The sequence below is a fragment of the Micavibrio aeruginosavorus EPB genome, assembly GCF_000348745.1.
Taxonomy (GTDB): Bacteria; Pseudomonadota; Alphaproteobacteria; order Micavibrionales; family Micavibrionaceae; genus Micavibrio; species Micavibrio aeruginosavorus_A.
Genome location: NC_020812.1, coordinates 1,168,140 through 1,182,999 on the forward strand (window position 1 = coordinate 1,168,140; position 14,860 = coordinate 1,182,999).

Sequence of the window (14,860 nt, forward strand, 5' to 3'; positions counted from 1 at the left end):
GCATCCGTTGCATGCGTGGCGGGTTCCTCATGCGCGGTGGTGGCAGGCGGAGGAAGATTTGCGGGCCGCGCCGCGCGGACAATCACGGTTGTTTGTTGGGGTAACGTGGCGTTCAGCTTGGCCAGTTCCGCACGATCCTTCCACCATGCCCATCCGGCCACCAACGCATAGAGAACCACAACCACAGCCATGCCGCGCGCAAATGCACGGGGGAAACCCGATTTTCCGGTGGCTGTGGTTGTTGCAAAGGCCATGGTTGCTTTACGCCTTACTCTTTCTTCGCATCCGGTTTTGGTGTTTCGGTGACCGGATTGGCGGCAGGGGTGGCCCCTTCCAACCGCTGTTCATACAGCATGATGCCCTTCACCAGATCCAGCGCACGGGCCAGTTGGTAATCTTCCAACCCTTCGCTGGATGCATCCTTGGCATTCGGATCATCCTTTTTCTTCTGCGCGTCGGCTTCGGCTTTCAGATCGGCGGACAGGGACGATTCCGCCTCATCCTTTTTCAGGCCGTTATCCAGCGCACCGCGCAGGTCAGCCTCACCAAAGGATGATCCTTTGACGGTTTCCAGCTTGGCCTGTTCAATCGCGATGTCCGGTTCAATCCCGGTGGCCTGAATGGACCGGCCCGACGGTGTGTAATACCGTGCCGTCGTCAAACGCATCGCCCCATGACCCGGCAGCGGGATAACGGTTTGAACCGAACCCTTACCGAAGGATTTCGTGCCAACGACCAGCGCACGGCGGTGATCTTGCAACGCGCCGGAAACAATTTCCGATGCTGATGCAGACCCACCGTTGATCAGGATGACAATCGGTTTGCCATTGGCAATGTCGCCCGGTGTAGCGTTGTCACGTTTGGTGTTGGATTCATCGCGGCCACGGGTGGATACGATTTCGCCCTTGTCCAGGAACAGGTCGGACACGGAAATCGCCTGATCCAGCAAGCCGCCCGGGTTGTTGCGCAGGTCAAGGACGTAGCCTTTCAACTTGTCTCCGGTTTTGGCTTTGATTTCTTCAACCGCTGTGCGCACACCCGTTTCGGTGTTCTGGTTGAATGTGGTGATGCGGATATAGCCCAGCGATTCATCGTAGACTTTCCAGCGGACGGATTGGATTTTAATCACGTCACGCACGATGGTCAGCTTGATCGGCTCGGCGGCGCCTTCGCGGCGGATGGTCAGCTCAATCGGCGCGCCGACCTTGCCGCGCATTTTATCGACGGATTCATTCAGGCTGAGGCCCACAATGTTTTCACCGTCCAGATGCGTAATGTAATCCCCGGCCAGAACGCCCGCGCGGAAGGCGGGTGTATCGTCAATCGGGGATACAACCTTCACAACGCCGTTATCGGTGGTGACTTCAATCCCCAGGCCGCCAAATTCGCCGCGGGTCTGGACCTGCATGTCGCCGAAATCTTTTTCATCCAGATAATCGGAATGCGGATCAAGGTTGGTCAGCATGCCGTTAATGGCAAATTCAATCAGCTCTTCGTCCGTTTTCGGTTCAACATATTGCGCGCGCACGCGTTCAAACACATCACCGAACAGGTTCAGTTGTTTGTATGTGTCGCTGCTGTCCGGAACGGCGGTTTGTTTCGGGGCACCGGTGCCAGCGGTGCGGCCATCGTCGCTTGCGGGCTTTTCTTCAGTTTGCGAAGGCGCATCCGTGGCCGGGGCCGTATCTTGCGCCAGCGCGGGAACAGACAAACCGAGAAGGGCGAAAGCCGCAACAGAAAGAACAGACAGACGGGAGATCATTGAAGCAAGGTCCTTTTCAATGTGTTTACTTGTGTCTTAGCTGAGGCCCGGAATTTTTCGGGACGGATCAACGGGTTTGCCATCATGGCGTAATTCGTAATAAAGCGTGCCAGAACCACCGGATCCCATAGATCCCACAGGTTCTCCAGCGTTCAGGCGGCGTCCAACCACTGTATCAATTCTGGACATTCCTGCAACCAGACTGTGGTACCCTTTCTGGTGCTCGATGATGACCATATTACCGTAATTTTTGAATTGCCCGGTGAAGCGGACAATCCCGCCCATGGGCGCGGACACAACGGCACCGGGCCGGGTTTTTAACTTCAAACCTTCACTTTTTGCGCCGATATTATCGTTTTCCCCGAAATGGACCAGAATGGTGCCACTGGCCGGCATACGTCCGTCGCCAGCTTTCGGTAAATCACCGTCATTTTTGGGAGCGTTTTTACGGAAAGGCTTGGCGGCGCTGGCCTTGGCCTGCGCGGTGCGTTGTGCTGCGGCCTGTCGCTCGGCTTGCTGGATCTTGCTCATCAAATCCTGCAGGTTTTTGGCTTCGGTGGCCATGCGGGCGACGGCTTCGCTCTGGTCTTTGTAATCACTCTGGCTTTGGCGGTACAGGCTTTCGCGTTTGGCGAGCAGCGTTTTTAACTTGGCCTGTTTGTCCTTCAAATCGGCGGAGGCATCCTGTGCGATCTTGCGGTCTTTTTCCAACGATGTGCGCAGATCTTCGAGGTGGTTCAAATCGGCGGTGACCGTTTCAACGCGCGTGTTGATGGCGGGCAATATACCTTGTAACAACATCGCGCTTTGTGCGGTTTCCAGCGGTGCGCCGGGGCGCATAATCAATGTTTCCGTGGGCACGCGGCGAATGCGTTGCAGCGCCAGGATCAGCTCCGAAATCGACCCATAATCCTTTTCCAAACGGGATGTCAGCGCGTCTTTTTCCGCCTGTAATTTTTTGATCCGCGTTTCAATTTTGGTCATGGCGCTTTCCGCGGCCTGAACCTCGGCGGTGAGCGTGCTCATTTCATCGCGGGTGGATTTTAAATCATCTTCGGCAGATTCAGCTTTTTGCTTCATCTCCGCCGCGCGTGCTTCTTCCTGTTTCAGGCGCGTGTTGAGTTGGTCCAGCGCCTCGGCCTTGCGCCCCGGCATGGGTGCGGTTTCACTGCGTGCGGGCAGGGTGCCAGCCACGGATAAAAACAAAAGGACCATAACGGTCCCGGTGATGTGCTTCATAAGGCGGATCATCAGGGTACTTTTTCCGGGTCAGGATTCCCGGTGATAGGGGTGCCCGGCAATAATCTGCTGGGCCCGGTAAATCTGTTCGATCAGCATAACGCGGACCAGCATGTGGGGCCAAGTCTGAACACCAAAAGAAAGCAGAAAATCCGCAGATTTTCGCAGTTCATCCGACAGCCCGTCCGCGCCCCCGATAATAAAGCGGATCTTGGTCGTGCCGTCCGCCGACAGGCCTTCCAGCTTGCGGGCGAAATTCAGACTGCGCATGGCTTTGCCGCGTTCGTCCAGCATGATGGTGTAGGTGCCATCACGTGTGATTTTTTCGGAAATTTTGCGGTGTTCGTCGGCGGTGGATTTGCCGTCCAGTTCGATCAGGTTGATCTTCCATGCGCAGCGTTTCGCGTAATCGGCCCACAGGGCGGCAAACGGGTCTTGCTTCATACGCCCGACGGCAATGATATCAATATGGAACATATGTGCGCACACACGCCCGGCAGGCGGGCTGCTTATTTTTATGGATATATCCGGCGGCTGGTTTTAGATCAGCGCGCGGTGACCAGCGGGCTTGTCACGCCGCTGATTTGTGGTGTCGGTGTTGACCGCCACATTTTTTCGATGTTGTAGAAGCTGCGAACTTCCGGGCGGAATACGTGAACGATCACGTCCAGCGCATCAACAACAACCCAGTCGCCTTGCTTTTCACCTTCCATGCGCACGTCGTTGTGGCCAACACCTTTCAGACGTTCACGCAATTTCTCGCACGCCGCGGCAACGTGGCGCGAGGAGGTGCCGGATGCGACGATCATATAATCGGCGATCGCGGTCTGGTTACGCAGGTCAATGACTTCGATGTCCTGGATTTTGTCGCTATCCAGAGATTCAACAATCAGATCCCGCAGGGATTCCGGACTTTCTAGTCCATTTTCATAGTGCGTTAAAATGTACAGCCTCCTATGGGTTTATGTGAACAGCACCATAATAAAAAACGCCCGGGCGCGCAATCGGCTCCGCGCGTTCGGGCGTTGTTTTGTACCATGGCACATATGGACAGCAGGGCGTTTGATGACCTTCGCAAGCGTCAGCAACCCTCCTGTTCATATAGAGATGCAAAATGTGCTTTTCTCATACCCCCATTATAAGACGGATCAGGTAAAGCGTGCAAACCAAAGGTAAGAGTTTGGTTGATGCGGTGCATTAAGTTATTGAAATAACATATTGTTATTCTGTCTTATTTCGTATTTTTGTTGAGGATAGGTCGACCATGCGTGTGTGTAATAAATAGAACCGGTTCCGGGGCTCCAGCGGGGCCGATGTGGCAGAATCGGGCACGGTTCGGTTCCGAACCGGCAGACGGCGTAGCGGGGCGCGTTTGACCAGATCCAACGCCGGCGGGCGGGCCACATGGGCCGTGGCGACCAATTTCGGGATATCCCGCCAATGCCGCCAGGTGTGGATGGTCTGAACAATGTCAAATCCGGTCAGCAGGACAAAATCGGTTCGTTCAAAACGGGTTTTCAGCATCTCCAGCGTATCAATGGTGCGGGTCAGACCCAGATCGCCCTCCAACCCACAAACCACCATTTTGGGGTGCTGGGCGGTCATGGTGCGGCAGGCGGCGATGCGGGCGGCATAGCTCATCGTCTCGCCATTCGATTTATAGGGGTTTTGCGGCGTCACCATCCACCAGACATAATCCAGTTTCAGGGCCGCCAGCGCCACGCGCGCATTGTGAACATGGCCGGCATGGGGTGGATTGAACGACCCGCCCAATAACCCAACCCGCATCCCCGCCCAGCGGGGACCGTCCAGCAAATGCGGTTCGGTGATATAGGACATTTGCCGTGTGTTTCCTGTCGAGGCCAATGATGTAGAAATTTACCGCGTGCGGGCGCTGAATACCAATGAAAAACGGCGCGGAATAAACCCGCGCCGTTTTAAAAATCTGGGTGGTCGAACCTTAGTTCATATTCGACGGCAGGGTTTTAATCGCCTGGTCAACCAAACGGGCGTTACCAGCGTCATCCAAACGGTTGGCAATGATTTCCGCCGTGGCTTTAACGGCCAGTTCGGACGCATAGGCACGAATTTCGGCCTTGGCACTGTCTTCCATCCGTTTCAGGCGGTCGGTCAGTTGCTTTTCCTTGCGGTCGATCATTTCGTGCAGGTCAGTTTCGGCGGTTTTGCGGATCTCGGCGGCGTGGTTGCGCGCATTGGCAATAATCGCTTCGGCTTCGTTCTGGGCGTCGCGTTGTTTGCGCTGATACTGGGCCAGCAATTCCTGTGCTTCGACGCGCAGGTTTTCGGCGGTTTCAATATCGGTGCGGATTTGCGCAATCCGGCCATCCAGCTTGCCGAGGATTGCCGTTTTCGCGGATTTGAAGACCAGCACCACAAACAGGGTGAAGGAAATCAGAACCCAGAAATTTGTATCGTGTAACAATTGTTCCATGACGGCGCCCCTTACGCGGCTTTGGCCAGTTTGTTGACGACCGTTTTGGCCTGATCAATGTTGGTTTCAATCCCGACCAGTTTCTGGGCGGCGGCGGCGGCCACTTCGGCGGCAATGGTGTTCATTTCGTTCATTGCGTCCTGTTTCCCGGTGTTCAGGCGGGCGTCCAGAGCGGCAATTTCACGATCTGCTTTTTCTGCGGCTGCAGCCAGAGCGGCTTCGAAGTTTGCTTTGATGCCGGCTTCGGTTTCCAGGCTGATCCGGGCGGCTTCGGCGCGGGCGTGGTTCAGGCTGGCTTCATAAGCAGCTTGAACGGCTTCGGCTTCGTCCGTCAGGCGTTGGGCGGTGTTGCGGTCGCCCGAAACATGTTCGTTCCGGTTTTCGATCACGCTGGAAATCTTTGGCAGAACTCGGCGTGCGAACACCAAATACAGAACGGCAAAGGTCAACAGCATCCAGAAAACCTGGCTGCTGAAAGATGAGGGATCGAACTGTGGCAGGCCGCCGCTGCCGCCGCCATGGTCTGCACCATGTGCGGCATCGGTTGCAGCAAAAACGGTCCGGATGCCAAACATCATCGCGCATGCCAGAGCGGTCGCGGCGGTGCCCATCATCCAGATCATTTTTTCAAGCAAGGTACGTTGCATGCCAGTTCGATCCCTTATCAGAGTCCTTTAAACGCAGATCAATTCTTCGGTATTAGCCGAACAGGATGATCAGCGAGATCAGCAGGGCGAAAATCGCCAGAGCTTCGGTCAGAGCGAAGGTCAGGAAGAATTTCTTGTCCAGCAGTTCGGAAGCGCCCGGGTTACGGCCTACAGCTTCGTTGTAGGAGGAGAAGATCATGCCCAAGCCCAGACCAACACCGATAATCGGCATCAGAGCGAGTGCAGCGGCGATCAATTTTGCGGCTTCGAGTTCCATAGTCAGGTCTTCCTTCTTCTTGGTTTCAGTTGGTTACTTGTGGTTCCATTTACCCGTTGGGTCCGCCCATCTTAGTGGTGCAGATCAACGGTATCCTTCAGATAAATACAGCTCAGCACCGCGAACACATAAGCGTGGATCAAGGCCACCAACAGTTCGAACGCGGTCAGAACGGTATTAAATGCCATCGGCAACAGCCCCGGCAGAATGCCCTTGGCACCCAGTGCGGCAAACATGGCCACGCTGAAGCCAGCGAACACTTTCAACATCAAGTGACCGGCCATCATGTTTGCGAACAAACGAACGGACAGCGTCACCGGACGGATCAGGAACGAGATCAATTCAATCGGAATGATCAGCGGGAACAGCCACAGCGGAACACCCGGCGGCACGAACAGAGAGAAGAAGTGCATGCCATGACGGAACACGCCAATCAGCAGCACAGTCAAAAACACCAGAATGGCCAGCGCGCCCGTAACGATCAGGTGGCTGGTGTAGGTGAAGGAGTAAGGGATCAGACCCAGCAGGTTACCCATCAGAACAACAATGAACAGGGTAAAAATCAGCGGGAAATATTGACGGCCGGCGGACCCGATATTTTCGCGCACCATGTTCGCGACAAATTCGTAAACCATTTCGGCCATCGCCTGCGCACGGCTGGGAACCAGCGCTTTGCGTTTCATGCTCATGCTCAGGAACAGAGTCGAGACAACCGCACCAATCACCATCCACAGGGATGCGTTGGTAAAGGACAGATCAACCCCGCCGATTTCAATCGGAATGATTGGGGTTACTACAAACTGGTGAAGCGGATCGGCCACGGTTTAAACTCTCCGGTCCCATAATGGGGCTAATAGTTAGGCGATTCAGTCTTTTTCCGCGGGTTTTCTAACCGTTTTTTCGTCCTGATGCAACCTTGCAAATCCAACGGCGGCCCCGGCGTTCTGGGTTATACGGTAAACTTCCCAGAAACCGGTGAAAATACCGGCCAAAAGGAAGATAATCAGGAAAATGGGCTGGGTTTCCAGCCATTTATCCAAACCCCATCCAATCAGCCCCCCGGCCGCCATGCAGGTGACCAGTTCGGCCCCGGCGCGGACGCCGTTGCTCATATTATCGGCATCTTTGCGGATTCCGGCCTGGCGGGCTGATTCTGCGTCTTCCTTGGCCTTCATGTTGGCCAAGGTGTCGGACAGGGCTTTCAACCGTTCATGGTCGGGTTCGGTGTGGTTGTCGTTGCTCACGCGGCTTCATCCAGGAAGTCGAGCTGTTTGTTCAGATCGACCGAGACCAGTTGCGATACACCGCGTTCGGCCATGGTCACCCCGTACAGACGATCCATCCGCGCCATGGTCAGGCGGTGGTGGGTGATCAGGATGAAACGGGTTTCGCCCTTGGCCGCGAATTCGGTCAACACGTCACAGAAACGATCAACGTTGGCGTCATCCAGCGGGGCGTCCACCTCGTCCAGTACGCAGATCGGCGACGGGTTGGTCATGAAGATCGCGAAGATCAGCGCCGTGGCCGTCAATGTCTGTTCACCACCCGACAGCAGGGTCAGGGATTGCAGAACTTTACCCGGCGGCTGGGCGAAGATTTCCAGACCGGCTTGCAACGGGTCATCCGCTTCGATCAGGGACAAGTGCGCACTGCCACCACCAAACAGGCGGGTGAACATTTGCTGGAAGTATGTGTTGACCTGATTAAACGCGGTGTTCAGGCGTTCACGGGCTTCCTTGTTCAACGTGTTGATTGCAGAACGCAGTTCGTCGATGGCCTGGGCCAGATCGTCGCGTTCCTTCAGCATGGTGCCCAGTTCGGTTTCCAGCTCTTCGGCCTCAACATCAGCGCGCAGGTTGACCGGACCGATCATGTCACGGTCACGAACAGCCTTTTCACGTTCATGGCGCATTTGCTCCAGAACCGGCGGGTTTTCCGGATCGATCTCGGCCTGGGTGGACAGTTCTTCCGGTGTCATGTCGAACTGGTCGCGGATCTGCTGAATGATGGTTTCGATTTGTTGCTGACGCGCGGCAACGGTGGCCTGGGCGTGGGCCCGGCGTTCTTTTGCTTCGGTCAGATCGTTTTCAGCAGATTTCAGGGCCTTGTTCGTATCGTTCAAATCGGATTCAGCGGCGGCCAATTGGTCGCTGATCACGCTCTTTTCCGATTCAATTTCGGCGATACGGGACAGCAGGCGTTCCTTGATATCGCGGATTTCGCCCGGGCGCTGTTGCAGAGATTCAATTTTCTGCGTCAGCGTTTGTTCACGCTCGCTCAGTTCCGCCAGACGTTCGGTCGCGCGGGCGCAACGGTTTTGCAGGGATGTGCGTTCATATTCGATCGCCTGCAAACGGGATGCGCGGCGGGCATGTTCCTGACGCACCTGTTCCAGTTCACGAATGGCGTCGTGCATGGATTCACGCGCGGTTACCAATTCGGCACGCAGAGTTTCAATTTCTTCCTGCTGTGCGGCCATGGCCACTTCGTCGAATGTATCCAGTTCGCTGGCGTTTTCGGCGACGCGTTGTTCCAAAGCTTCGGAATCGATCCGGGCCTGGGACAAGGCTTCTTCCAGTTTTGCCAGTTCGGCCTGCAATGCGGATTGGGATTCAATCGCGCGGTTCAGTTCCGAACGCTTGATGCGAATATCCTGATCCGTGGATTGCAGGGTGTTTTGCGTTTCGCGGCGTTCGGTTTGCAGGGTTTCGACTTTGGCCTGAACCTCTTCAAACGCGATTTTTGCGGCGGCCAGTTCGGCTTCCAGTGGTGCAACCATCACGACCAGTTCGGCCAGACGGTTTTTCTGTTTCAACTGGATCGCATGGCGGTCGGCGGCGGTGGCCTTCATATACAGGCCGTCCCAACGCCAGTACGCACCGTCGCGGGACACCAAGGCCTGCCCCGGTTTCAGCTGTTGGCTGATCGCGTGGCCTTCGTCTTCACTTTCAACAACACCGATTTGTGACAGGGCCAGTTTTACAGCCGCCGGGGCCTTAATGTGTGGCTCCAGCGCGGACATGCCAGCGGGCAGGGCGGGCAGATCGGTGACGTTACGGATTTTCCAAACCACCGGTGCGCTTTCATCCAGCGATGCCATCAGCGCATCGCCCAAGGCTTTGGACAGGGCGGTTTCGAAACCTTCATCGGCGCTGATATCTTCCAGAACCGGTTTGAAATTGCCTTCGGCATAAGCCTCAACAATTTCGGTCAGTGTCGCGATTTCCGCGTCCAGCTTGCCTTTTTCGCGTTGCTTCTGTTGGAAGGTTTCGCGTGTGGTGTCCAGTTTGGAGCGGGATTCCGTCAGGTTGCTTTCCAGCGATTGCATCGCGGCGCGCAATGTTTCAGCCGTTTTTTCCAGGATTTCCAGCGCTTCACGCAACGGTGTTGCTTGGTCACCGGCGCGCAGGGTTTCCTGCTTTTCCGCCAGTTGGGTTTCAACGCGAGCCAGACGGTCACGCAGTTGTTCCAGACGGTTGCGGTCGGCATTGATCTGGTTTTCCAGGCTTTGGCGACGGGCGCGGACATCGGCAAATTGCTCGGTCAGCGTTTGCAGTTTTTCTTCCAGGCGGCTGACTTCGGCATCGCGTGCGTCTTTCTGCGCTTCTTTTTCCTGCAGCTTTGCGCCTTCATTTTCATGATCGGCTTTCAGCGTGGCTTCTTCGGCGTCCAGACGTTCGATGATCGTGGTGTTTTCGGTCAGCGTCGTGGTTTCGTGCGCGTGGTCCAACTGGGCTTGATCCAGTTGGGCCTTGGATTCACGAATTTCATTGGACAGGCGCTGCTCTTCGTCTTCCAGACGTTGCAGAGCCAGTTTCTGCGTCTGCAGGGAGGCTGCGAATTCAGCATCTTTCATGCGCAGATCGGGCAGGTCTTGCGACTGGCTGTTCTGCGTTTCGGTCAGGCCGGTCACAACCAGCAGGCGTTCAGCCACCAGGCTTTCGGCTTCGCCGTACACACGCTCAATCTCACGCAATTGGGAATAAGCGTTGCGGTAATCCAGCGTGGCGATCATCACTTCCAACTGGCGGATCTGGGTGGCCAGAGTGCGATATTTGCTGGCCTGACGCGCTTGTTTTTTCAGGCTGTTCAAGCGGGTATCCATACCGCCTAAAACGTCTTCAACGCGTTTCAGGTTGTTGTCGGTCGCGCGCAGGCGCAGTTCAGCCTCGTGGCGGCGGGCGTACAGACCCGTAATCCCAGCGGCTTCTTCCAGCAGGACGCGGCGTTCCGCCGGTTTTGCCGTGATCATCTGGGTCATCTTGCCCTGAGAGATCAGGAACGGGGATGACGCACCGGACATCATGTCCGCATACAGCAATTGCACGTCGCGCGCACGCACCGGCTTGCCGTTGATTTTATAGCTGGACCCATGGTCGCGCTCGATACGACGCACGACCTCGATCTCGTCACATTCCGCGTATTGCGGCGGGGCCGAACGATCGGAGTTGTCCAGAATAACGGTCACTTCAGCGAAAGAACGGCGCGGGCGGTTTGCGGTCCCGTTGAAAATCACGTCTTCCATGCTGCCGGACCCGCCGCGCATGCGTTTGGACGATGTTTCACCCATGGACCAGCGAATGGCTTCGACCAGGTTGGATTTACCGCACCCGTTCGGGCCAACAACGCCGGTCAAACCCTGAACGATATCAACGTCGGTTTTCTCAACGAAGGATTTAAAGCCGTTCATACGGACGCGTTTAAAATGAACCATGGGCCTGTTCTTTCCGTTTTTACAAAAACTGTTTTGTTACGCTGCTGATTATTTATTCAGCTCTTCAATCTTCTTGGCAAAGCTGTCGATGGCTTGCGCCCCGGTCATGCTGTCGGCCCCGTCATTGAAAATGAAGCTGGGGGTCGAGCTGACCTGATATTTTTCGGCTTTGGCTTGCATCGTATTGGCGATGTGTTCTTTCAATTTGTCATTGGCCAGGCAGGCATCAAACGACTCATCGCTCATCCCGGCCAGTTTGGCGCTCTGGCGCAGGACTTTTGTCGGGTCCTGGCTAAAGGCCCATTGTTCCTGGGTTTTGAACAGCAGGCTGAGGAATGTGAAATACCGTTCACCAGGCATGCAGCGGGCCACCATTGAAGCCTGCAAAGCGGGGGCGTTCAGCGGAAAATCGGTGAAGGTGAAATATACAATACCTGTGTCGATGAATTTTTCTTTCAGAGCCGCGAATGTATCATTGTGAAAATGTGCGCAATGGCTGCATGTCAGGGACGCAAACTCTTCCAGTTTCACGGGGGCATCGGGGTTACCCAGTGTGCGCTGAGCGAACGGGTCGCTGCTGACGGCGTATTCTTTCGTGTCAGCTTTTTCTTCCGTCGCGGCGGCGGCCGGAGCAACTTCCGTCAGGTCCGTGATGACATCTGTTTCAGCCGTGATGGATGTGTCGACATTGCTCATCTTGTTTTTGAACAATGCAAAGGACCCGCCAGCCAGAATAACGGCGGCCAAGATCAGAACAACGAACAGAGTTTTGTTATTGACGGTCATTGTATGCGCCCCATAACGCGTGACAGCCCCGGGTGAGGGGTTTGCCATAAAAGTTGCCATCGATGTGTAAACAGGAATGCCGCTAAAATCAAGGTTTATGACCAATTTGTCAATGAATCCGCGCCTTTTGGATGTGTTTATCCACAAAAGATGCCCGGTTTATCGGCCTGTGGTCCTGGCACAGTAAAAAACCCTGCGTGCGGCAGGGTTTTTGAAATTTTTTCTTATTATATCAATGTGTTAGTTTTTCTTCTGATCCACGATGACCATATCAACACGGTCGGTGTCCGGGGCATCCGGGTTGATACCCAGAGCACGGACATCCATCCGGGATGGGTCAATGCCATTTTCCATCATCCAGGCCCGAACATTCAGGGCGCGGGACAGGGCGGTGCGGCGGGAACCGGATTGGCTGTTATCAACCGGGCTGGCAAAGGCCACGATTTGAACCCGCAGGTCAGAATTGCCCTTCATACGGCTCAACACGTCACCCATGCTTTCGGCCAGCACGTCGTCAGAAACGGTTCCCACCCCTTTGTCGTAGGACAGGCTGACGGGGGTGGCATTGCCGATGGTGTCAGTGGCAATGGTCGACAGGGACGTTTCTTCAACAACAGCGTCTTCGGCGCTATCGCCCTTGGCGGCGGGTTCAATGCTGTTCAGGTCAACCGTGGCCATCTGGTCTTCGGCGACGGGCTTGCGGCCGGGGCGTGGCGCATCCGGACGTTCCGCCAACGCTACGATGGTTTCTTCTGCGTGATCTGCCGATACGTCTGTGCGTTTTTGTTCCGGCTCGTCCATCATCGGTTCCGGGGCAACCGGGGCGGTCACAACCGGCGGGCGCGGTGGAATGTTCAGCGTGCGCGGTTTTTCCGCAGGCGCGGCTACCGGGGCTTCGGACGTAACAATCGCTTGTTCAGCGTGCGGCTCGTCAATGGTGGCATCGTTTTGGGCCATCTGCATGGCTTCGCGTTCTGCGGCCGCTTCTTTCTCACGCTCTTTCGGGCGGAAGATGAAACCGCGCTGTACCACCGGCATTTGGTCATAGGCTGTGCCGTATGGACGAGCGGAATTATTCTTCATCATGGCCCCGGTACCCGCAGCCGTTTCAATGTTGTTCAAGGCAACGGCGATATCTTCGGCAGACATGTCGACAACCTGACGGGCCAGGGGATCACTGCCCAGATCGGCCACGCTTAATGTTGGGGCCGGTATCGCGCCGCCGCTGTAGGATGCAGTTGCTTTGTAAGTGGGGGTGGCTTGTTCGAATTCTTCATCGCCTGTCGTTCGTGTGGCAACACGGTAAACTTCGCCCGCCTGATAGGTGCGGCGTGCGCGTTCCACAAATTCAATCGATGCGTTTTGGATGGCCGGTCGGCGTCCCGGGACGGGGGCGTCAATCGCGACCTTTTCAGCGACAGCTTCGTCTGTTTCGCCTGCGGCCGGGGCAATGGCGGCCATATCGGCGGCGCTATTATCCACGGGCTCTTCTTCGGCTTTTGCTGTAACGGTCAGCTTTTCCGCCGGGATCGGCGCGTTCTTTGCTATCTTTTGAACTTTGACGATGCGGGTTTTAATCGGCTCGGCTTTTGGTGCAACCGTTTCGGCCAGAATCTCTTCCGGTTGCGCTTCCGACTCTGGCGTTTTGCTCAGGATAATCGGTGCGGGTTTTGTTTCTTCCGGTTCAACAGCTTTCACGGCGACTGTTGCGACAACAGGGGCATCCGGTTTTTTCTCCGGTGCCGGTTCCTGCGCTGGTGCAGCGGCCACGGTGGCAACGGGCGATGCCGGAACCGGCGGGACGGACGGGTCCGTCGACTGAACTTTGGACAGCGTAATTGTATCCGACGCAATGCGGCCCGTTTGCATCAACACACGGTCAATGCCCGGTGAATCGGTTTTACCCTTCATGCTGATCGGGAATGACGTCGTTGCGCCAACATCCGGTGCGCGCGGCGCATTGGCGGGCATGTTTTCGATTTGCGCGATAACTTTTTCCGCTTCCGGCGGCAGCGGTGGCGGCTCGGCCTTTACAATTTCCGGGGCGGCCTTTGGCTGGGTCTTTTGTGGTTTCGGCGCGATAATCGCGGTGTAGCCGTCGGGGTTGGTGCTGACGGTGCCTTGCTTTGGCGCGCTGGCCGCCACGACGACATCACGAATTTCAACCTGCGGCTTTTGCGCCAATTGCTGAGGCTGCGGCGCGGAAATGGGTTTTGATGGAACCGTTTTGACCGCCGGTTCACGCGGGGTCACAACCGTCGCGATTTCGCTTTTTGGCGCGGCTTTTGGTACTTCGATTTTCGGGGCCGCTGCCTGTGCCAGTGTTTTTGCGGGCGGCGTTGCGATCGTGGAGGTTGACGTGACCGCAACCGCCTCGGGTGCTGTCAGGAGGCCAGAAACGGCGGTGTTTTTCCCCGGATGTGTTTTAGAGGACACTTCAATTGTTGCGGGTGTATCCAAAACAGGCGCAACGGATTGCGGTTTGGCCTGAACTTTTTGAACGGGCACGGCGCGCGGTTCAACAACGGGAGTGTTCAACACGCCCAGATCAATTTCCACACCATCGGTCCGTGGCACCGGAATATTGGGCATAATGGTGCTTGGCGGCACGGCGGCAACGGGGCGAACCTGTTGTTCTTTCACCGGGTTTTGTGCGACCGGTTGGGATGGTGCCGATAGAACCGCACCCACATTGCTGGGCACGGCAATGGCCGGGCCTGTCATTGACGGGCCAGTCATTGAAGGGGCTGTGATCGGTGCTTCTGTCGGTTTGGTTTTTGCGGGGATCCCGGATGAACCTGACTGCATTTGTTCGAAGGCCTGCATCGTCAATTCATCGGCGGACAGCGTGCCCTCGGCGGCCATGACCTGCGAACCATACCCGACCGTGCCGAGGGCGATGGCTGTCCCCGTCATCAGTGTCAGTATGGTGCGCGATAATGTCATAGCGGTAATCCCTGTAAAAAATTTATTCTTTTATGCA

The 14,860-nt window shown here is 56.0% G+C and carries 13 protein-coding genes and 1 pseudogene; all 14 read right to left on the reverse strand.

What is annotated here, in order from left to right:
• Window positions 1-20: 20 nt before the first annotated feature.
• Window positions 21-188 (reverse strand): annotated as a pseudogene (locus A11S_RS12250) (divergent polysaccharide deacetylase family protein); the annotation flags it as partial.
• Between the two features lie 80 nt (window positions 189-268).
• Window positions 269-1,762 (reverse strand): S41 family peptidase, encoded by a 1,494-nt coding sequence (locus tag A11S_RS05470; RefSeq protein ID WP_015467498.1) that lies wholly within the window; start codon window positions 1,760-1,762, stop codon window positions 269-271.
• Window positions 1,763-1,798: 36 nt separating this feature from the next.
• On the reverse strand, window positions 1,799-3,013 hold the full coding sequence (locus A11S_RS05475; RefSeq protein ID WP_041802508.1) for a murein hydrolase activator EnvC family protein: 1,215 nt from the start codon (window positions 3,011-3,013) through the stop codon (window positions 1,799-1,801).
• 18 nt (window positions 3,014-3,031) lie between these two features.
• Window positions 3,032-3,478 (reverse strand): 23S rRNA (pseudouridine(1915)-N(3))-methyltransferase RlmH, encoded by a 447-nt coding sequence (locus tag A11S_RS05480; RefSeq protein ID WP_015467500.1) that lies wholly within the window; start codon window positions 3,476-3,478, stop codon window positions 3,032-3,034.
• Window positions 3,479-3,546: 68 nt separating this feature from the next.
• Window positions 3,547-3,951 carry a ribosome silencing factor gene (gene rsfS, locus A11S_RS05485; protein WP_081604761.1) on the reverse strand — a complete coding sequence of 135 codons (405 nt, stop codon included), beginning with the start codon at window positions 3,949-3,951 and terminating at the stop codon, window positions 3,547-3,549.
• Window positions 3,952-4,222: 271 nt separating this feature from the next.
• A complete protein-coding gene (locus A11S_RS05490) occupies window positions 4,223-4,840 on the reverse strand; it encodes a nicotinate-nucleotide adenylyltransferase (RefSeq protein WP_015467502.1) in 618 nt (205 codons plus the stop codon).
• A gap of 121 nt (window positions 4,841-4,961) precedes the next feature.
• On the reverse strand, window positions 4,962-5,453 hold the full coding sequence (locus A11S_RS05495) for a F0F1 ATP synthase subunit B family protein (protein ID WP_015467503.1): 492 nt from the start codon (window positions 5,451-5,453) through the stop codon (window positions 4,962-4,964).
• Window positions 5,454-5,464: 11 nt separating this feature from the next.
• Window positions 5,465-6,100, reverse strand: a complete 636-nt coding sequence (locus A11S_RS05500; protein ID WP_015467504.1) for a F0F1 ATP synthase subunit B family protein — start codon at window positions 6,098-6,100, stop codon at window positions 5,465-5,467.
• Between the two features lie 52 nt (window positions 6,101-6,152).
• On the reverse strand, window positions 6,153-6,377 hold the full coding sequence (locus A11S_RS05505; RefSeq protein ID WP_014102742.1) for an ATP synthase subunit C family protein: 225 nt from the start codon (window positions 6,375-6,377) through the stop codon (window positions 6,153-6,155).
• A 71-nt stretch (window positions 6,378-6,448) separates the two neighbouring features.
• Window positions 6,449-7,198, reverse strand: a complete 750-nt coding sequence (locus tag A11S_RS05510; RefSeq protein WP_015467505.1) for a F0F1 ATP synthase subunit A — start codon at window positions 7,196-7,198, stop codon at window positions 6,449-6,451.
• Between the two features lie 45 nt (window positions 7,199-7,243).
• Entirely contained in the window at window positions 7,244-7,621 is a 378-nt protein-coding gene (locus tag A11S_RS05515) for an AtpZ/AtpI family protein (protein WP_015467506.1), read from the reverse strand.
• On the reverse strand, window positions 7,618-11,091 hold the full coding sequence (gene smc / locus A11S_RS05520) for a chromosome segregation protein SMC (protein ID WP_015467507.1): 3,474 nt from the start codon (window positions 11,089-11,091) through the stop codon (window positions 7,618-7,620). The genes A11S_RS05515 and smc overlap by 4 nt, the downstream gene beginning before the upstream one ends.
• A gap of 48 nt (window positions 11,092-11,139) precedes the next feature.
• Window positions 11,140-11,877 carry a DsbA family protein gene (locus A11S_RS05525; RefSeq protein WP_015467508.1) on the reverse strand — a complete coding sequence of 246 codons (738 nt, stop codon included), beginning with the start codon at window positions 11,875-11,877 and terminating at the stop codon, window positions 11,140-11,142.
• Window positions 11,878-12,117: 240 nt separating this feature from the next.
• Complete coding sequence (locus A11S_RS05530; RefSeq protein ID WP_015467509.1) at window positions 12,118-14,823, reverse strand: nicotinate-nucleotide--dimethylbenzimidazole phosphoribosyltransferase; 2,706 nt, start codon at window positions 14,821-14,823, stop codon at window positions 12,118-12,120.
• Window positions 14,824-14,860: the final 37 nt, after the last annotated feature.